The sequence below is a fragment of the Shimazuella sp. NTD247 genome, from assembly GCF_059510415.1.
In genome coordinates, this window is record NZ_JCAJZU010000007.1 from 245,245 (window position 1) to 263,108 (window position 17,864).

The 17,864-nt window shown below is 37.6% G+C and carries 22 protein-coding genes; 14 read left to right on the forward strand and 8 right to left on the reverse strand.

Going from position 1 to position 17,864, the window contains the following annotated elements; translation table 11 throughout:
• Positions 1–50: 50 nt before the first annotated feature.
• The 3 genes from AC5WOC_RS17755 to AC5WOC_RS17765 all read left to right on the forward strand — a co-directional run bounded on the left by AC5WOC_RS17755 (position 51) and on the right by AC5WOC_RS17765 (position 2,073).
• Positions 51–992 (forward strand): UCP032817 domain-containing protein, encoded by a 942-nt coding sequence (locus tag AC5WOC_RS17755; protein ID WP_496056758.1) that lies wholly within the window; start codon positions 51–53, stop codon positions 990–992.
• 429 nt (positions 993–1,421) lie between these two features.
• Complete coding sequence (locus AC5WOC_RS17760; protein ID WP_496056759.1) at positions 1,422–1,778, forward strand: YflT domain-containing protein; 357 nt, start codon at positions 1,422–1,424, stop codon at positions 1,776–1,778.
• Between the two features lie 160 nt (positions 1,779–1,938).
• Entirely contained in the window at positions 1,939–2,073 is a 135-nt protein-coding gene (locus AC5WOC_RS17765; protein ID WP_496056760.1) for a lmo0937 family membrane protein, read from the forward strand.
• A 259-nt stretch (positions 2,074–2,332) separates the two neighbouring features.
• On the opposite strand, the gene AC5WOC_RS17770 is transcribed toward AC5WOC_RS17765, so the two are convergent.
• Genes AC5WOC_RS17770 through AC5WOC_RS17785 form a run of 4 tightly spaced genes read right to left on the reverse strand, consistent with a single transcriptional unit; the run spans position 2,333 to position 3,551 of the window.
• A complete protein-coding gene (locus AC5WOC_RS17770) occupies positions 2,333–2,785 on the reverse strand; it encodes an Hsp20/alpha crystallin family protein (RefSeq protein WP_496056761.1) in 453 nt (150 codons plus the stop codon).
• 24 nt (positions 2,786–2,809) lie between these two features.
• The gene (locus AC5WOC_RS17775) at positions 2,810–3,046 is read right to left on the reverse strand and encodes a hypothetical protein (RefSeq protein ID WP_496056762.1); all 237 of its coding nucleotides are present in this window, start codon (positions 3,044–3,046) and stop codon (positions 2,810–2,812) included.
• A gap of 12 nt (positions 3,047–3,058) precedes the next feature.
• Entirely contained in the window at positions 3,059–3,295 is a 237-nt protein-coding gene (locus tag AC5WOC_RS17780) for a hypothetical protein (protein ID WP_496056763.1), read from the reverse strand.
• Positions 3,296–3,314: 19 nt separating this feature from the next.
• Positions 3,315–3,551, reverse strand: a complete 237-nt coding sequence (locus AC5WOC_RS17785; protein ID WP_496056764.1) for a hypothetical protein — start codon at positions 3,549–3,551, stop codon at positions 3,315–3,317.
• Positions 3,552–3,697: 146 nt separating this feature from the next.
• Between AC5WOC_RS17785 and AC5WOC_RS17790 the strand changes: the two genes are divergently transcribed.
• The gene (locus AC5WOC_RS17790) at positions 3,698–3,952 is read left to right on the forward strand and encodes a hypothetical protein (RefSeq protein WP_496056765.1); all 255 of its coding nucleotides are present in this window, start codon (positions 3,698–3,700) and stop codon (positions 3,950–3,952) included.
• A gap of 177 nt (positions 3,953–4,129) precedes the next feature.
• Here AC5WOC_RS17790 and AC5WOC_RS17795 read toward each other — a convergent pair whose 3' ends face one another.
• Positions 4,130–4,849 carry an alpha/beta hydrolase gene (locus AC5WOC_RS17795; RefSeq protein ID WP_496056766.1) on the reverse strand — a complete coding sequence of 240 codons (720 nt, stop codon included), beginning with the start codon at positions 4,847–4,849 and terminating at the stop codon, positions 4,130–4,132.
• 207 nt (positions 4,850–5,056) lie between these two features.
• Between AC5WOC_RS17795 and AC5WOC_RS17800 the strand changes: the two genes are divergently transcribed.
• The 7 genes from AC5WOC_RS17800 (at position 5,057) to AC5WOC_RS17830 (ending at position 12,549) form a co-directional block, all read left to right on the forward strand.
• Positions 5,057–7,015: an AMP-binding protein gene (locus AC5WOC_RS17800; RefSeq protein ID WP_496056767.1), complete on the forward strand. Its 1,959-nt coding sequence runs from the start codon at positions 5,057–5,059 to the stop codon at positions 7,013–7,015.
• Positions 7,016–7,185: 170 nt separating this feature from the next.
• Positions 7,186–7,446: an AbrB/MazE/SpoVT family DNA-binding domain-containing protein gene (locus AC5WOC_RS17805; RefSeq protein ID WP_028777806.1), complete on the forward strand. Its 261-nt coding sequence runs from the start codon at positions 7,186–7,188 to the stop codon at positions 7,444–7,446.
• A 124-nt stretch (positions 7,447–7,570) separates the two neighbouring features.
• Complete coding sequence (locus tag AC5WOC_RS17810) at positions 7,571–8,623, forward strand: thiamine pyrophosphate-dependent enzyme (RefSeq protein ID WP_496056768.1); 1,053 nt, start codon at positions 7,571–7,573, stop codon at positions 8,621–8,623.
• Positions 8,595–9,569 (forward strand): alpha-ketoacid dehydrogenase subunit beta, encoded by a 975-nt coding sequence (locus tag AC5WOC_RS17815; RefSeq protein ID WP_496056769.1) that lies wholly within the window; start codon positions 8,595–8,597, stop codon positions 9,567–9,569. Before AC5WOC_RS17810 ends, AC5WOC_RS17815 begins: the two co-directional genes overlap by 29 nt.
• A gap of 102 nt (positions 9,570–9,671) precedes the next feature.
• Positions 9,672–11,030: a cytochrome ubiquinol oxidase subunit I gene (locus AC5WOC_RS17820; protein WP_496056770.1), complete on the forward strand. Its 1,359-nt coding sequence runs from the start codon at positions 9,672–9,674 to the stop codon at positions 11,028–11,030.
• A complete protein-coding gene (locus AC5WOC_RS17825) occupies positions 11,020–12,048 on the forward strand; it encodes a cytochrome d ubiquinol oxidase subunit II (RefSeq protein ID WP_496056771.1) in 1,029 nt (342 codons plus the stop codon). Before AC5WOC_RS17820 ends, AC5WOC_RS17825 begins: the two co-directional genes overlap by 11 nt.
• A gap of 159 nt (positions 12,049–12,207) precedes the next feature.
• Positions 12,208–12,549 carry a hypothetical protein gene (locus tag AC5WOC_RS17830; RefSeq protein ID WP_496056772.1) on the forward strand — a complete coding sequence of 114 codons (342 nt, stop codon included), beginning with the start codon at positions 12,208–12,210 and terminating at the stop codon, positions 12,547–12,549.
• A 136-nt stretch (positions 12,550–12,685) separates the two neighbouring features.
• On the opposite strand, the gene AC5WOC_RS17835 is transcribed toward AC5WOC_RS17830, so the two are convergent.
• Together AC5WOC_RS17835 and AC5WOC_RS17840 are read right to left on the reverse strand one after the other, a co-directional pair.
• A complete protein-coding gene (locus AC5WOC_RS17835; RefSeq protein WP_496056773.1) occupies positions 12,686–13,780 on the reverse strand; it encodes an NADH:flavin oxidoreductase in 1,095 nt (364 codons plus the stop codon).
• Between the two features lie 22 nt (positions 13,781–13,802).
• Positions 13,803–14,690 (reverse strand): NmrA/HSCARG family protein, encoded by an 888-nt coding sequence (locus tag AC5WOC_RS17840; RefSeq protein WP_496056774.1) that lies wholly within the window; start codon positions 14,688–14,690, stop codon positions 13,803–13,805.
• A 135-nt stretch (positions 14,691–14,825) separates the two neighbouring features.
• Here AC5WOC_RS17840 and AC5WOC_RS17845 point away from each other — a divergent pair, with 135 nt between their 5' ends.
• Positions 14,826–15,191, forward strand: coding sequence for a winged helix-turn-helix transcriptional regulator (locus AC5WOC_RS17845; protein WP_496056775.1), 366 nt, complete (start codon positions 14,826–14,828; stop codon positions 15,189–15,191).
• Positions 15,192–15,230: 39 nt separating this feature from the next.
• On the opposite strand, the gene AC5WOC_RS17850 is transcribed toward AC5WOC_RS17845, so the two are convergent.
• Positions 15,231–15,593: a winged helix-turn-helix transcriptional regulator gene (locus tag AC5WOC_RS17850; protein WP_496056776.1), complete on the reverse strand. Its 363-nt coding sequence runs from the start codon at positions 15,591–15,593 to the stop codon at positions 15,231–15,233.
• Positions 15,594–15,790: 197 nt separating this feature from the next.
• On the opposite strand from AC5WOC_RS17850, the gene AC5WOC_RS17855 reads away from it, so the two are divergent.
• Both AC5WOC_RS17855 and AC5WOC_RS17860 read left to right on the forward strand, forming a co-directional pair.
• Positions 15,791–17,029 carry an MFS transporter gene (locus AC5WOC_RS17855; protein ID WP_496056777.1) on the forward strand — a complete coding sequence of 413 codons (1,239 nt, stop codon included), beginning with the start codon at positions 15,791–15,793 and terminating at the stop codon, positions 17,027–17,029.
• Positions 16,992–17,834 (forward strand): aldo/keto reductase, encoded by an 843-nt coding sequence (locus tag AC5WOC_RS17860; RefSeq protein WP_496056778.1) that lies wholly within the window; start codon positions 16,992–16,994, stop codon positions 17,832–17,834. The genes AC5WOC_RS17855 and AC5WOC_RS17860 overlap by 38 nt, the downstream gene beginning before the upstream one ends.
• Positions 17,835–17,864: the final 30 nt, after the last annotated feature.

Consider the following 17,864-nt stretch of genomic DNA (forward strand, 5'->3'; position numbering starts at 1 on the left):
GGTTGGCTTTTTTTATTCATCTATTTATGTATAGAAAGGAGAATGATTTTTTGGAGTTATTTGCTGCATTTCTATTATTTATCTTGATCGGTATGATGATCATGGGAATGGTTTTTTACCGACAAGCGAAAAAAGTGAATAAAGAGAAAAATTATGATTTACCGAATTTAGGGATGAAATCATACGGAGAAGAGTATGATGTTGCTGTAAAACATTTATTGCTGCATTTAGCCGAATCGTATCCAAAAAATTATCACGATTGGGTGCAAGAAAGAGTAATACGTGAGCAGTATATTAGTCTCATAGAATTTGAAAATAGATGGTTTGAATGGCAACGCTTTTTGATAATGGCAGCCCTGCTCAAATCTGCGCCGATGTACAGTGAAGAAATAGATTCCATTTGGCATGAAATGTTGATGTTTACACGTGAATACGAAGAGTTTTCCAATCGATTTTTGAAAACTACGCTGCATCATGCACCAAATATAGCAGCACCAAAAGAGCAAAAAAAAGAGTCTAAGGACAAGGATAGTCTCATTCTCATTACAAATGAAACTCCCCAAGAGCAAAGAGCATGGTTTGATTTAGTTTATCTTCTATTGTTTGAACCAACACCATACAGCGTTACCGTTTTAGGGCCCTTCTTAAGACACGCTTTGGCAAAAAATGTTATTGAAGATTTTAAGACACTGACTCCAGAAGAGTTAGAAAAGAAATATTTCCATACCAATGTGATACAACACTTTGCTTTTATGAAAGAAATGGTTAACCAGTTAATTGTTCAAATTCAATTAATGATTGAAAAAATTGAAAGTCATGTGGATATTCATGGCACAGATGTGAAACGATTTCGTTTAAATGCACATGTTCAACCTAAAAGTAATATTCCTCTAGAAAATCATTTGGTTGGATCTATTTTTTTATCGATGTATTACCATGATCAATTTGTGGAACAAAATAAAAAATGGTTTAAAGAGAAATTAGTAAAATAACATCGAGAATCAAAGAAAATTTGTTCGGAATAATGACAAATTTTCTTTGATTTTTCTATTTTTTTCACACAAATAAGAAATGATTTATAAATTTTTTTTCCTTTGTAAAACCTGTCATATCAAGGGATAAAGTAAATTTAATAATTTTTAGATAGTTTAGAATTTTTCTTTTCACCTTTACGCAGCATTTTAGACATGCTAGTATTATAGAAACATTAAAATTTATCAATGAAACACAACTTTCTCATCAAAAATATCAAGGAGACACATCTGATAAAGGGGTGATTCAATTGATTGTTGTTTCGATGAGTAGTCTACTATCATAGTTATTACCATCGAAAAGTCAAGGAAACTTGTTTAAATACTCGATGGATATAGGAGTAACTTCCGTTTACAGAACATTCCAACAATTTGAAGGAGGAGTTTGTAATGGATTTACGACCAGTATTTAGAGAGTTTGAAAATGATGAGTACTTAGTAGTAGAGGCTGAACGCTTGAAAAGTCAAGGTACAGAAGCAGATGAAATGTATGTACTTGCACATGATTCCGATCGAACCAAGAGGGTAGCAAATGAAGCAGGACTAAGCACATTAGGTGTTTCAGAAGTTGGGATTAAGGCTACCTTGCAAAACCTCTTTATGAAAAAAGGGGATGAGCTTCGAAATGAATTGGAACATATCGGATTTACCCGGACAGAAGCAGAGGACTTAGAAGAACGGCTCGATCAAGGGAAAATATTCTTGATCGTAGAGACAAGACCGGGACACGATTCCTATCTCTACTAGTAAGTTCTGATTGTATGGACTATAGTTAAATAAAGATTGCTTTGGTTGCAACAAATAAAGATTTCTTTTCATTCATCGGGAGTAGCGTTTGCTTTCTACTGGTGGAGAAAGCAAATCGCTCTCCTTCTTTATAAATAAACGAAATGGGAGAGGATCATCGATGTTGTGGACAATCATCAGTATTCTGTTTATTGTTTGGTTGGTAGGTTTATTAACGAAGTATACATTTGGTGGATTTATTCACTTGCTTTTGGCAGTAGTACTTATTATGGCAATCTATAACCTTGTGACATGATGTCAAAACGATCCAAAACCCATAATGATATATATGAGAAAAGGACTGGATATTATCCATTCCTTTTTTTCTCTATTTTACTGTGGAAACACTAGTGCTGCTAATAACCGATTGGTTCATATGCAGTAAATTTATCATAGGGATGATGTGTTTCAATGGCAAACGGCTTGGTGAATTTTTATTAGCTAGAGAAAATATAGTGTTGTATGGAAAGTATGACTAGATACAATTTTTCTTGAGATGCCACTGAACACTGCCTTTAATTGTTGTAAGAAGTATTGTCATTGTTGATCATGATTTCTTTGAAGTTTGTTTTCTTAATTTTTGCAATACGTATTTGAAGTTTGTTCTGAGTGTAACTTGCTTCACTGTTAATTGTTTCTCCGTTACATGGTAAATTCACCAATATAGGTTCATGGTTTAAACCACTAATCTTCAGCGTATTTGTATCCAAATAAATTTGTATGTCTTCTATTTTTCTATGTTCAGGAACCTGAATTTGGACGATCATATGTTCATCTGTTTCTTTTATGTTTGGCGGACTGTTAAAAGGTGAGTTGTCATATTTGTTAGAAAAAACTTGGTCAATGGATTTATTTATTATTCCTTCCAGCCAATTAACATCCATGGATAAATTATTATTTTTGCCATCAGACGAATAAGTATTACGCATGAATGACTCCCAATCGAAACTTGGAAATGGACTTTTCATTTTTAAACACTCCTGTCGTATGTCTTATAGTTGAGTTCCTGCATAATTAGTTCCATTAAAACTTGCATTATCTAGATAGTCAGGGTCAATATTTATAAATTTATTTGTTTTTATATTCCCTAAACCTTCAAAAATAACGTTAGTTCCGTAGTTTTGTTTTGCTGTATTTCTATTTTGAATGACGTTGGCTCCGAAATTAATGGATCCAGCTTGTGATACAGCATTGGACTGAACACAGCCCAATTGAATAAATGTTGCCATAGGTAATGCCTCCTAGAATTGAGGTCCACCAAAGTTTTGAGCATCGATATTTGCCTGATCAATGTTATCTAGATCAACATTTTGATGAAATAATACAGGTACATTATTCAATCCTACTCCTACGTTTGTGGAAGCATTGTTATTTTTTGTTCCATTTCGATTTTGGATAATGTTTTGTCCAATCCCAATTGATCCGCTGGAAGTTATGCTGTTGTTTTGGATGAATCCAAAATTAAAAAATACAGGCATAGAAAGTATCCTTTCTAAATTAAGTCGATTTTATCGTCCAATTATCCCCATTCCATACACCGTGATCTATATTATCCATGTCCATTAGATACTTCTCTCCTTCTTCGATATAAAGTTGGCCACTTCCAATTAATGCAATGCCTTGATTTTGTTTTTGTAAATTACGTTGTGTAATGGAGTTTGTGCCATTTGCTATTACCGTATCTTGGATACAACGATCTATAGAAAATCCATCTAAATTGATTCGCAAGTCCAAAGTTAATTCTCCTTTTCTTCATCGTTTACGCTATAGTATATTGTTCCATGTACAAATGTGCAGGAACATTTGCCTAAACGCCTACATACAATAACAAGATTAATCCAATGGGGCAGACCCTCCAATATGTAAAGGTAGGTGGCGTTTTGGATAGCAATAATATAAATATCAATATTAACATTGGGACAGTCAAGATTATTTCCATGGCGACTGCTAGTACTTTTGCTATTGGAAACAGTGGGGTTGCCAACCGAAATAATAGCAAAACAAATTCTGGACCATCGATCACTGCAGATGGGACGGTAACGGTACCAATAAAAAAACAGGTTACCTATGATCCAGATCAATTAGACGCACCTGAATGGGGAGGACATCATGTGGTCACCACCCCAATTTCATAATAGAAGAATTTTTACATACAAAAAGCTATAAGAATTAAAGCTATCGTCCGAAGAATCCAACAGCTTTAGTCGTATGGAGTTGTCAAGAAGTTCCCAATAAATCATTTAGGTTATTAATTAATTTCTGTTAGGATAAGATTGAAAAAGGACTGGATATCGATATCCAGTCCTTTTTCTTTATTTCTCAAAGAAATACCTCAATGCATCAGGTAATTCGGGCTGCCATAATCCCCATGTATGATCTCCATCTCTTTCTTCATATCTTAAGTTGGCGTTTTGACGACGTAATGTAGATGCTGCTTCTCGATTTATTTCTACCAAATTCAAATCTCCTATATGTGTGGAAACGTTCGTTTCTTTTAATCCAACTGATTGATAGATGGTCAACCAATCCAGTGAGGTGTTTCTTTTCAGTTCTGTAAGTGTTTCAGGGAAAAAAGCCCCCGATTGCGCCAATACTTTATTCCAGACAGAAGGATAAGTCAATGCTATATGCAAAGAGACAGTAGCTCCTAGAGAAGAGCCTCCAACCACTAACTTCTCATTGATGGGATATCGTTTCTGGATAAAAGGCAGCAGTTCATTAGTAATAAATTGAATATGTAAGTCATTTCGCTCTCCTATCGGAGAATATTCAGCAGAACGAAGGCTCTTTTCTACTGGTATAGCAACCATAATGATAGGTTCAATTTTTTGTTCGTAAATGAGTTGATTTGCTTGTGTAGCTATTCTGCCAAAAGAAAAATAATCATCTCCATCGTGGAGAAATAATGCAGGATAATTGGTATTTTCATCAAAGTCTGGTGGTAGATATACTAACACCTTTTTCTCCATGTCCAGATTTGTACTAAAAATGCTTTCTTTTTTTATTGTGCGTTTTAAATATTTCTGATCCATGTTGATACTCCTTTGGAGATATTTGAGTTAGTTGTGTATTTTCTTATCATAACACGGTTTGGTATCATTCATTTATTTGATCATCATGTCAATTAAATTTACCAGAATTCGTCAAGCGGATTGGATTTGGTAGAGTAATCATGTACACTGACTTAATACATAGAAGATTTAGAAGTTGGTTAACACGATTTAAGGGGTGCCTTTTGCATGAGACAAGCCGTTTGGATTCCGACACAAGAACAAATAGAACAGAGTAAACTCTATCAATTTATGAATAAGTTAGGGTTTAATGATTTTGATGATTTTTACAAATTTTCTATTCATAAAATTTCCGATTTTTGGGAGGGAGTTACAAAAGAATTAGGTTTGATTTGGAGCTCTCCGTATGAACAAATTTTAAATTTAGATAATGGTTATCCTTTTCCTCAGTGGTTTGCTGGAGGGGAATTGAACATAAGCGTCAGTTGCTTGGATCGATATGTAGACAATCCTTCCACACGAAATCAGTTAGCATTGATTTGGGAAGGAGAGGATGGAAAAACTGCTAAATACACCTATCGAGATTTATTATTTGAAGTAAATCGTTTTGCTAAATTGCTGTTGAAGACAGGAGTGACGGCAGGAGACAGAGTAGCAATCTATTTACCAATGGTTGCAGAATCGGTAATTTCATTGTTAGCTATTGCCCGAATCGGCGCGATAGCAGTTCCATGTTTTTCTGGATATAATTCAGTGGCGTTGCAATATCGGCTAAATGACTGCGATGCAAAAGTCATTATTACCGCAGATGGGTTTTGGCGCCGGGGCAAATTGATACATATGAAAGAAGAAGCAGACAAAGCAGTTAATGAAACTCCTTCTATAAAAAAGGTAGTTGTGGTGAAAAAACTAGGATGTTATGTACATAAAAATGAAGAGCAGGATATAGCTTGGAATACAGAGGTTGATCAGATTCCTCCAGTAGTTCCGTATGAAGCAAATGCGAATGATCCTTTTATGATTTTATACACATCTGGTACAACAAGTAAGCCAAAGGGAACAGTTCATACACATGCTGGTTTTCCAATAAAAGCGGCATTTGATGCTGGTTATGGAATGGATGTAAGTATAGGTGACATTTTATTTTGGTCGACGGATATGGGATGGATGATGGGACCATGGATGGTATTTGGGTCATTGTTAAATGGAAGTACTATGCTTATATATGAAGGAACGCCCGATTACCCGTTTGCTGATCGATTGTGGGCACTAGTAGAACAACATGGCGTTACTCACTTGGGTATTTCCCCTAGTACGATTCGTAGTCTGATGAAGTACGGAGAATCGAACTTAACTACACATGATATTAGTTCGTTGCGTGTCTTTGGATCAACAGGAGAACCTTGGACGGAATCTGCTTGGCTCTGGTTGTTTGAGAAAGTGGGGAAAAAACAGATTCCGATTTTCAATTATGCTGGAGGTACGGAAGTTTCAGGAGGAATCCTTGCGAATTTATTGATCAAACCTCAAGTTCCATGTGGTTTTAATGCGCTTTTACCAGGGATGGATGCAGATGTATATGATACAGAAGGAAAATCTGTGGTCGATGAAACTGGAGAGTTAGTCCTTCGCAAACCTTGGGTTGGAATGACAAAAAGCATATGGAGAAATAAAGATCGTTATTTACAGAGTTATTGGAATCGATGGCAAGATACCTGGGTTCATGGAGATTGGGTTAGTTTTGAAAATGGCCAATGGTATACTCATGGCAGATCAGATGACATTATTAAAATTAGAGGTGCAAGAGTAGGTCCTGCTGAATTGGAAACAATTTTAAACGCTCATCCATCGGTGCTAGAGTCATGTGTTATTGGAATCCCGCATGAAGAGAAAGGGGAAAGCATTGTTTGTTTTGTTGTCCTTCATCATATTGCTGATAAGACAGACTCACATCAATTAAGAGAGGAACTTACAAATTTCATAGCGGATAAAATGGGAAAAGTTTTTCGTCCAAGAACACTCTACGTGGTTAAGGATCTTCCTAAAAGGAGAAACGGCAAAATGGCTCGTAGAATTGTACGTTCTGCTTATTTAGCAGAAGGTCTGGAAGATTTATATACAAAGGATCAAAGCAAAGGAATAGAAGAAATAATACGATGTCGGAAAAGTTTGGAAACTTCTATGTAATGTAATAATAAAAAATAGACGTTAAAGGTATCAAAAAAGCCATATGACGAAGAAAATCGATGGCTTTTTTGATTTGTCCCTATATTGTCTCATTTTCAACTTCGCAAAATTTGGTATGATAGAACGGATGGCAATGTTTGCATAATTAAATTAAGCAAAGGGGATGAATCATGAACGGCATTGGCATCATACGAAAAGTCGATCATCTAGGTAGAATAGTATTGCCAAAAGAATTAAGAGAAAAATTAAATATCCAACCACAAGATGGTGTTGAGATATTTGTTGATGAAACACATATTGTATTAAAACGTTACAATCCTAGTTGTGTGATTTGCGGCAGTATCGAACAACTTTTTTATTTCCGTGAAAAAATAATATGCGAAGATTGCGTTAATGAAACTTCTAAATATGCAACATCACCTACAGAATAGCCGGGAAATCCCGGCTATTTTTATTTTTTTGTTGAAAATATAAGCAATTATTTATCTGTTTTTCCACGAACGCCTACGTTCTTTTTGAATAGACTGATGACAACGAGACAACGGGGTGGTCTTTATGTTAATTAACCATTTATTGCCATGTGGGGAGTTGACTGATTCAGGAAGAGTATTTTGGAGATCGATATCGAATGAAATGAAATTGGATTTATTGTATACAATGCGCTTTTTGCGTTTTTTTGATAGACGAATGGTTATGTGGCAGCGTCAAGGAAAAATCGGAACATATGCACCAGTAGAAGGGCAAGAGGCAGCACAAGTAGGCAGTGCTTATGCTTTGGATAAAAATGATTGGATTTTTCCTAGTTATCGAGAACAAGGTGTAGCATGGACAATAGGTATTCCGGCAAAAAATATTATTCAATATTGGAATGGAGAAGTAGCTGGTTGTAAACCACCAAATGGGTTTCGTTATGTACCACCGACAGTGCCGATTGCTACGCAGTTGCCGCATGCGGTCGGCACAGCTTGGGGAATAAAAAAGCAAAACGAAGAGGCAATATCTATTGCTTACTTTGGTGATGGTGCGACATCAGAAGGAGATTTTCACGAAGCGTTAAACTTTGCAAATGTCTTTGACTTGCCCGTTATTTTCTTTTGTCAAAACAATGGCTATGCCATCAGTGTTCCTTTTGAAAAACAATCTGCTACTCCGACTGTAGTCGAAAAAGCGAGAGCTTATAATATGGAAGCATATCAGGTAGATGGAAATGATATTTTAGCAGTTTATGATGTTGTACAGGATGCAAAAAGTAAAAAGCGTCCTATTTTGATTGAAGCTGTTACGTATCGAACTTTGTCTCATACAACAGCTGATGATGCGAGTAGATATCGGGCACAAGCAGAAGTTCAGGTTTGGTTGAAACGTGACCCACTCTACCGTTATGAACAATTATGTTTTCAAGAAGGTTTAGTAGAAAAAGAAGAGTTAACGAGAGAAGAAGCAAAAATAGCGGTTAAATTGGATCGAACAATGAAAGAAATCGAAGGAAGTAAACAAGACATATCATCGGGTCTTTTTGAACATGTGTATCACCAAATACCAGAGTGGTTGAAGAAACAACAAGAGGAGGCTGCTGAAAATGTTAACCATGATTCAATCCATTGTTGATGCACAGCGTCTTGCTCTTGCTTCAGATGAAAAGGTGTTGATTCTCGGTGAAGACATAGGAAGAAATGGGGGAGTGTTTCGAGCGACAGAAGGGCTGTTTGATCAGTTTGGTGATGAGAGAGTAATCGACACGCCTTTATCAGAATCAGGAATTGTAGGTTCTGCATTAGGATTAGCCATGAGTGGATTTAGGCCCATTGTAGAAATTCAATTTCTAAGTTTTATTACGCCTGCTTTTGAACAAATTGTTTCGCATGTTGCTAGAATGCGATGGAGAACTCAGGGTGAATTTTCTAATTCATTGGTGATTCGTGCGCCTTATGGTGGAGGGATCGGCGCTCCTGAATTACATTCCGATTCTACAGAGGCATATTTTGTGCATACACCAGGACTGCGTGTTGTTGTACCTTCTTCTCCTTTTACAGCAAAAGGCCTGTTGCTAGGGGCGATTCAGTGCCCTGATCCGGTATTATTTTTAGAACCGCTTGCCTTGTATCGCTCAAAAAAAGAAGAAGTTCCAGAAGGATATTATACTTGTCCGATCGATAAGGCGAAATGCTGGAAAAAGGGAGAAGATATTACACTGATTGGATGGGGTGCAATGGTGCCTCTTTTGATAGAAGCAAGCAATTTATTAGTAGAACAAGATATTTCCGCAGAAGTAATTGATATGCAATCACTGTTTCCTCTGGATGAGGAAGCGATTTTTACATCTGTAAAGAAGACAGGTAGAGTTGTTATTGTACATGAGGCTCCGAAAACATGCGGAGTTGGTGCAGAAATTGCAGCTCGTTTATCTGAAGAAATTATCGATTCCTTAGAGGCACCTATTCGCAGAGTAACAGGTTATGATGTTCCTTATCCGCTATTTGCCTTTGAAAATGCTTATTTACCAAGTGTACGGAAAATTGTAAATGCTGTAATCGATCTTGTTTATTTTCAATGAAACAGAACGTATTCACGAGGGAATGCGGTCTGTTTTTTTCATAAAAGAAGAAGAAGTTGGAAAGAAATAAAGAAAATAAGCTTTTGAAAGGGCTCAGAAAATATGGAGCAAACAACACTCACTCGAGCGTTTTTTGGTACATCTTTAGCATTTCATATTATTTTTGCAACGTTAGCAGTTGGTATCTCTTTTATGATATTAATCAGCGAAATTATTTATCAAAAAACAAAGGATAAAGATTATGAGCTAATGGCAAAAAGGTGGACAAAGACATTTGCCATTCTGCTAGGTGTAGGAATTCCCAGCGGTACTATTGTTGGTGTTCAATTGACCTTATTGTGGCCAGGTTTCATGAAAATTGTTGGACAAGTCATCTCTATTCCTTTTCAAATTGAGATTTTTGCATTCTTTTTAGAAGCTTTGTTTATGTCTATTTATGTATATGCCGCAGATCGTTTATCAGGGAAAATGAGGGTTTTATCTGTTTTTTTAGTGAGTGTTGGCGCTACAGCTTCTGCTGCACTGATAACCAGTGCAAATACATGGATGAATACACCTGCTGGGTTTACCATGTATGCAAATGGAACGATTACAAATGTAAATACTTGGGCAGCATTTTTTAATCCTAGCTATGGATGGGCAGCATTTCATGTCTCTATAAGTGCATTTATGGCAGGGGCGTTTGCGATTGCCTCGGTTTCAGCATATCGATATTTGCGGACAGATGCTCATCAGCAAAAACTGCTGGCAATTCACCGAAAAAGTTTACTTGTTTCTCTTATGGTTGGGTTTATTATGAGTGCAATTACAGCTTTGTCCGGTCATGGTTCCGCACAAGGTTTACATGAGCACTCACCAGAGAAGTTGGCAGCAGCAGAAGGTTTATTTGAAACCCAGCGATATGCACCATTGTCGATAGGCGGATATACCGATCCAATTACGCATCAAGTAAAATATGGGATCGAAATACCTTATGCCCTTAGTATACTAGCTGGTAATTGGCCTAGTACCGAGGTGAAAGGATTATATGAATTTTCGGAAGAGACATGGCCTCCTTTTTATGTACATACACTGTTTAATATTATGGTAGGGATAGGAGTCCTATTATTAGCTTTGTCTTTTATCACACTATTGTATTGGAGATTTTATTACTACAAGAAACACAGAGCATTTCCGAAATGGCTTGTGTGGTCTTTGGTTTTTTCTGGACCATTAGCGATGCTTGGTATTGAATTCGGATGGATTTTTAGCTGTAGCGGAAGACAGCCTTGGACGATTTATGGTTATCAACGAACAACTGAAGCTGCAACAAAAGCAGCACATGTGGGTGAGCTGTTTGTTTTATTTGGAGCTCTATACCTTCTATTAAGTGTTTTAGTGGTGGTAGTAATGCATGTGTATTTCAAGCGAAATCCGTTGACAAAAGAATTGGCAAAACGAGGTGACTTGGATGCTTCCTGAAGTGACTGCAAGTTTTATTGTTGGGATTTTTCTGTTTTTATACGCGATTTTTGGAGCAATTGATTTTGGTTCAAGCTTCTGGTCTATGTACTATTTGCGCAGACATACAGAAGCTGGTGTGATAGCCAATCGATTTTTATCCCCCACTTGGGAAGTAACCAATACCTTTCTTGTTTTATTAGTTGTTTCTTTTGTCAATTTTTTCCCGAAAGCAGGTTATACACTAGGGACGGTGTTGCTCGTTCCGGTCAGTATTGTTTTAATTTTAATAAGCTTGCGCAGTGCTTTTATGGTATTTGCTTATTCAGTGCACAGCTATCAACAAACACTTCGCATCATTTCTGGAATCGCTGGTTTTCTAATCCCGATATTATTAATCAGTGCTTTGCCTGTTACACAAGGACCGTTTATTGAGATACGTCATGGAGTAGAGACACTACTGACAACGAAATGGCTGACAAGTATATCCACGTATTATTACATGTTGTTTGGTTTAACTTCCGAGCTGTTTTTGTCCTCTCTCTTTCTTGCTGATTATGCTAAGGAAGCTGAAAAAGAAAAAACATATCGAATCTATCGGCGAAGTGCAAAAATTATCGGTCCGATTACCCTCGTCTCTGCAATGTTAACTTTACTGGTGTTGGAACCAGAGGCACAGTGGTTACTCGATAATTTAGAAAAACAATTACCTTGGTTCTTACTTTCCATCTTATTTTATCTTATTGGATATAGTTCTCTTTGGTGGCCGGATCCGAAAAACGACAGTATCGGAAAACCAAGAATTGCTGTTTTACTAATTGTTATGCAATATGTTATAGCAAGCTATGCCTATGCATCTGCTCATATGCCATATATTGTTTATCCATTTATGACCATAACAACTGGATTTACTGGTGAAGTAACCTTTCGCGCTCTCTTTTGGGTATATGTAGTAGGTCTAGCTATATTGGTTCCAGGTTTTTATTTGTTCTGGAGATTGTTTTTAAAAGACCGCAGATATTTGCGTCAAGAGGATTAAATGTGAGGCGAATGAAGGTATAGAAATCAGAGCTCCCAAGTAATGAAGTACCTGGGAGCCCCCTCACGCTGGCAGAACGAACTACCGACGACGGAATAGATCCCGAAGCCCACGGCCTCGGATGTCTCGGATGTTCTGTCCCTGAAGGAGGGGACCGTGGTGAACAGTCCCACTCACGACGTTGGAGTTGATCTGAGGCGGGGTCTGGGACGAAGGCACGATGGAATCGAGCTCGATCCGGATCTTGCCCCTCTCATCGATGGTGATGAGATATTCCTCTCGGTCTCGACCGTGACGACCGATCCACTCACCCTCGTAACGTTCGATGCGAACGTTCTGACCGGTGGTGGGGGATGTGAAATTCCGGTGCCCCCTCATGGGGACACTCTCAAGGAGATCGACAGAGAGCTCGACATCAAAGAACTTCTTCACGACAGACAGTACCTTTTCTTATGTGAGGGGAGAAGCCTCGTACGGGATTCTAGTGCTTATACAATATAATATATATAATTTTTATACAATAAAAAACCAGCTATCTTTAAAGATAGCTGGTTCCCTTTTTTTGTTATGGATAGAACTAAGGTTCGGATTTTTAATAATAAAAACTTTGTTTGATAGCTACCCATATTTGACATATTTAAATTAATGTTTTTAAAGCCTCAGGGGAATAAGGAATCATCTCTTCTGTATGATCGGTATGCAGCTTATGTGCCCAAGCCGGGTCAACAAGTAATGCCCGGCCTACGGCTGCGAGATCAAACTCTTGTTGCTGAAGTCTGTTGATCAACTCATCAATTGGGGCATTCTCTGCTTTAACGCCTGGGGCAAATACATCATCTAAACCGATAGAACCTACTGTTATCACTGGTTTATTCGTCACCTTTTTTGTCCAGCCAGCCAAATTTAATGGTGAATCATCAAATTCAGGCTCCCAGAACCGACGTGTGGATGCATGGAAAATATCAACACCAGCTTCGGAAAGGGGAAGAAGTAATTGTTCCAGCTCTTGTGGTGTTGTTGCTAACTTTTCAGTATATGCCCCAATCTTCCATTGAGAGAAACGAAATACGATGGGAAAATGCTCTCCCGCTGCTTCTCGACAAGCTTTGATTACTTCTACTGCGAAACGAGTTCTTTGCGCTAAACTTCCTCCATATTCATCCGTTCGCTTATTGGTAGCTTCCCACAAAAATTGATCAATTAAGTAGCCGTGTGCACCATGTAATTCAATACCATCAAAGCCAATGCGTTTGGCATTTGCTGCTGCTTCAGCATAAGCGTTAACAATAGCTGCAATTTCTTTTTTTGTCATTGGTTCAGCTACTCTTTCACCAGCAGCAGTGATGCCGGAAGGACTGAGTGGTTTAACTTCTGGAAATGGTAAGCTTTCTAAAGGCCGCTGTATTCCCACATGCCAAAGTTGGGGGATAATTTTACCACCTGCTTCATGGACAGCAGATACTACGTTCGCCCATCCTTTCAGTGCTTCTTCGCCATAAAAGAATGGAACATTCGGATCACTGGAAGCAGCTGGATGGTTAATCACCGTTCCTTCCGTTATGATTAAACCTACCTCATTCTCTGCTCTGCGTTTATAATAATTTGCAACTTCATCTGTAGGAATCCCATTTGGTGAAAAAGCACGAGTCATCGGTGCCATGACAATCCGATTGGACAGAGATAATTTGTTGATTTGAAAAGGCTGGAATAAGGCCTTTGCTGATACAGTCATGTGATTTCCTCCTCTTAATCTATTATTTTCCTCGGTTTTCTCGGAAAAACACATCAAATTTTATTTTACCCTGTTTTTCTAACCATTTATCAAAAGTCGTCAAGTTTGGACATAGTGTTTTTAGATAGGGCATATCTATATTATTTTTCCCTTTATTGATCCATTCATAAACTTTGGCTAAATCTTCGCTTTGTTTCCGTAAATCTTTTATAGGAATTTGTTTAAAAGTGATCTTTTTTCCTGTGAGTTTGCTTATTGATGCAGCAATTTCTAGTGGAGTTAAGGAATCAGATGCTAATGTAATGGTTTTATTCAGATAGAATTCTTGGTTTTCAAATGCAAGGGCGACAAAGGAACCAATATCATCTACTGCGACGAGATTAAGGGGTATATTTGGATTCGTCCCGTCCATATAAACGCCATTTTGTAACCCGTAATGCGTAAAAGCTAAAAAGTTTTCCATAAAAGTTGGTAAACGGAAAATAGTAGCAGGAAGTCCTATTTGATTGATATATTTTTCGATCTCCCATTTTGCAACTTCTCGAAATTGTGCTTGCTCCTTTGCGCCTTCAAATGATGTATAAACAAAATGTTTCACATTCGCTTTTTTTGCTGCAATTGCGGCATTTTTTCCCATTTGAATTTCTTTTGTAATATCAATAGGTTCATATGGCTGGACACTAAAAATACCATAGACATCAGTCATCGCTTTTTGTAGGGATTCTGGATCTGTCAAATCACCGAATACGACTTCTACTTGTTCTGAGACAAGAGATTTTGCTTTTTCACTCTGCATATCTCGGGTAAGGACTCGTATTTTCCAGCCTGCATTTCGCAAATGCGTTAAAACAGCTCCCCCTTGTTGACCGGTTGCCCCTAATACTAATATCAATTTATCGGAATAATTCATTTATACTCTCCTTTTTCTTTTTTGAATGGCTATTTTGATTGTAGGACAGATGATATACTTCCGAAAGAACGCACTTTTTTTTGGTATAGACACCTGTGTGAGGGTTACAAATAAAAAGTAAGTAGGTGAATGGATTTGAGCAGTGAAGATAGATGGTTATGCGCAATTCCCATCCAAAAAGCATTAGATGTCATCAGTGGTAAATGGTCGTATTTTGTGATCGCCCAATTGTGTCTTCAGCCACTACGGTTTAATCAATTGAAAAGAAATATAGGAGATATCAGTATAAAATCATTAACAGATGCACTTCGCCATCTCGAAAAAATCCAAGTTGTTCATCGAAAAGTTATTCCAACAGTTCCAGTAAGTGTGGAATATTCGCTAACTGCAAAAGGTAAGGAATACGGAGCTATTCTAGTCTTAATGCGGGAATGGGGAGAAAAATGGGGGGCTGCTGATCTCGATGAAAAAGAACGGGGAATTGGACAAGCAGGTTGTTAGCAGTAAAAAAAGAGTGAGATCGAAGGATCCACTCTTTTTTTACTGATTTAAAATGCTTTCTTCCAGCATTTCTTTTTTATCACCATAAACACGGACAATATGCTGTTCTCCCCAATCGCATAAAGCGTGTAAAATGTCTTCTAAACTATGGCCGTAGTCACTTAATTCATACTCTACCTTCGGAGGCACTTGCTGATAAACAATTCGATTGATAACACCATCTTCTTCTAATTCACGCAGCTGTTGGACAAGCATTTTTTGAGTGATAGCAGGCATTAGTTTTTTTAACTCGCTTGTACGTTTTTTTCCCCGTATCAGATAACATAGGATGACACATTTCCATTTTCCCCCGATTACTTCCAAAGCTGCTTCTACGGAGACGTTGTACTTCTTTCTTAACATTTTCCTCTCCTCCAAATGTTACTTAGAAGTAACTACATTACTTTTTTGTGATTATATCACTTAAAAGTACGTACTTCACGTATTCGCATTCATCCTCCATAATAACATCTTGTGATCCAATAAGAAAATGATCTTCGGTTGTATGGTTTCCGTTTAGACGAGAGACAATACAGCGGAAAGTAACAGGAGGGAGAAAAATGACTTCAGCAAGAAGACGAAGTACATTCGCATTATTCGCTTTAGCAATAAGCGCTTTTGCCATTGGTACAACAGAGTTCATCAGTGTTGGTTTGCTTCCGCTTATTGCTAATGATTTAAATATACCAGTGACTACAGCCGGACTAACTGTTTCTTTATATGCTTTAGGTGTTACCATCGGTGCACCTGTCTTGACTGCACTCACATCAAGCATGTCTAGAAAGTCATTATTACTCTGGGTGATGGTTGTCTTTATTATTGGCAATAGTATTGCTGCAAGTGCAACACATATTAGTGTTTTGCTGCTTGCACGAATTATATCAGCACTTGCTCATGGTGTTTTTATGTCAATCGGCTCAACCATAGCAGCAGATTTAGTTTCTGAAGATCGTAGAGCTAGTGCTATTTCCATGATGTTTACAGGATTAACCGTTGCGACGGTAACAGGAGTTCCTATCGGTACATTTATCGGACAGCAAATGGGTTGGCGGATTTCCTTTTTAGTAATTGTAATAGTGGGTATTGTAGCATTGATAGCATCTGTATTTCTCGTGCCCTCTGATTTGCGCAAAGGAAAACCAATCACATGGAAAGATCAAGTGAGATTAATTACAAATGGGCGATTATTACTTGTATTTATTATTACAGCCCTTGGCTATGGCGGTACTTTTGTGGTCTTTACGTATTTAACCCCGTTACTTCAAGAGGTTTCTGGCTTTAAAGCAACAACAGTTGCCGTTATATTGCTAGTTTATGGAGTAGCAATTGCGATTGGAAATATGGTTGGTGGAAAGTTAGCGAATAAAAAACCAATTAAAGCTTTATTTTTTATGTTTTTGGTGCAAGCTATTGTATTATTTATACTTTCGTATACAGCACCCTTTCCAGTTGCGTCCCTTATAACCGTATTTTTTATGGGGTTATTTGCTTTTATGAACGTTCCAGGTTTACAAGTTTATGTTGTCATGTTAGCAGAACGTTTTGTTCCTAGTGCAGTAGATGTGGCATCTGCTATTAACATTGCTGCTTTTAATGCTGGAATAGCATTGGGCTCTTATCTAGGAGGCATTGTTACGGATCACGTGGGATTGATCCATACTCCATGGATTGGAGGAATCATGGTAGTTGTTGCGATTGTGCTGACAGCATGGAGTTGGAGCCTAGAGAAAAAAGATAATGATAGAAAAGAGGAAAACGTAAATGGCAAACAATCTACAAGATACAGTTACGCTAAATAATGGCGTGAAAATGCCTTGGATAGGACTTGGAGTATTTCAAGTAGAAGAAGGGGACGAACTTGTTCATGCAGTAAAGACGGCTATTGTTCAAGGATACCGAAGCATTGATACAGCAGCTATTTATGGCAATGAACAGGGAGTGGGACAAGGGATTAAACAAGGGTTAGCAGAGACCAGTTTAAAGCGAGAAGATTTATTTATCACTTCAAAAGTTTGGAATGCTGATTTGGGGTATGAAGAGACACTAGCTGCTTTTGAAAAGAGTTTACAGAAATTAGATTTAGAATATCTTGATTTATATTTGATTCACTGGCCAGTAGAAGGAAAATATAAAGATGCATGGAGAGCGATGGAGCAATTATATCATCAAAGAAAAATCCGAGCGATTGGTGTAAGTAATTTTCAAGTTCACCATTTACAAAACTTGATGGAAAATGCAGAAGTAAAACCTGTTGTGAATCAAGTGGAATTTCATCCGCGTCTTACCCAACAGGAGCTGCGTCAATATTGTACAGAATATGATATCCAAGTAGAAGCTTGGTCTCCGTTGATGCAAGGACAGTTATTAAACAATGATGTGATTCAAGAAATCGGCAAAAAATATAATAAATCTACTGCACAAGTGATCATTCGCTGGGATTTGCAAAATGAAATAGTAACGATTCCTAAATCTACGAAAGAACACCGCATCATCGAAAATGCTTCTGTTTTTGACTTTGAGCTTACAGAAGAAGAAATGAAACGAATCAATGATTTAAATCAAGATTTGCGTGTTGGTCCTGATCCCGATAACTTTGATTTTTAATCAGATGAAAAGGCTCCTTGTAAAGGAGTC

Coding starts and splice junctions, on each gene's coding strand:
- AC5WOC_RS17810 (WP_496056768.1), top strand. CDS start 7,571: ATGTTAATTAACCATTTATTGCCATGTGGGGAGTTGACTGATTCAGGA.
- AC5WOC_RS17860 (WP_496056778.1), top strand. CDS start 16,992: ATGGCAAACAATCTACAAGATACAGTTACGCTAAATAATGGCGTGAAA.
- AC5WOC_RS17765 (WP_496056760.1), top strand. CDS start 1,939: ATGTTGTGGACAATCATCAGTATTCTGTTTATTGTTTGGTTGGTAGGT.
- AC5WOC_RS17775 (WP_496056762.1), bottom strand. CDS start 3,046: ATGGCAACATTTATTCAATTGGGCTGTGTTCAGTCCAATGCTGTATCA.
- AC5WOC_RS17815 (WP_496056769.1), top strand. CDS start 8,595: ATGTTAACCATGATTCAATCCATTGTTGATGCACAGCGTCTTGCTCTT.
- AC5WOC_RS17825 (WP_496056771.1), top strand. CDS start 11,020: ATGCTTCCTGAAGTGACTGCAAGTTTTATTGTTGGGATTTTTCTGTTT.
- AC5WOC_RS17780 (WP_496056763.1), bottom strand. CDS start 3,295: ATGCCTGTATTTTTTAATTTTGGATTCATCCAAAACAACAGCATAACT.
- AC5WOC_RS17800 (WP_496056767.1), top strand. CDS start 5,057: ATGAGACAAGCCGTTTGGATTCCGACACAAGAACAAATAGAACAGAGT.
- AC5WOC_RS17760 (WP_496056759.1), top strand. CDS start 1,422: ATGGATTTACGACCAGTATTTAGAGAGTTTGAAAATGATGAGTACTTA.
- AC5WOC_RS17820 (WP_496056770.1), top strand. CDS start 9,672: ATGGAGCAAACAACACTCACTCGAGCGTTTTTTGGTACATCTTTAGCA.
- AC5WOC_RS17770 (WP_496056761.1), bottom strand. CDS start 2,785: ATGAAAAGTCCATTTCCAAGTTTCGATTGGGAGTCATTCATGCGTAAT.
- AC5WOC_RS17835 (WP_496056773.1), bottom strand. CDS start 13,780: ATGACTGTATCAGCAAAGGCCTTATTCCAGCCTTTTCAAATCAACAAA.
- AC5WOC_RS17850 (WP_496056776.1), bottom strand. CDS start 15,593: ATGTTAAGAAAGAAGTACAACGTCTCCGTAGAAGCAGCTTTGGAAGTA.
- AC5WOC_RS17805 (WP_028777806.1), top strand. CDS start 7,186: ATGAACGGCATTGGCATCATACGAAAAGTCGATCATCTAGGTAGAATA.
- AC5WOC_RS17855 (WP_496056777.1), top strand. CDS start 15,791: ATGACTTCAGCAAGAAGACGAAGTACATTCGCATTATTCGCTTTAGCA.
- AC5WOC_RS17795 (WP_496056766.1), bottom strand. CDS start 4,849: ATGGATCAGAAATATTTAAAACGCACAATAAAAAAAGAAAGCATTTTT.
- AC5WOC_RS17840 (WP_496056774.1), bottom strand. CDS start 14,690: ATGAATTATTCCGATAAATTGATATTAGTATTAGGGGCAACCGGTCAA.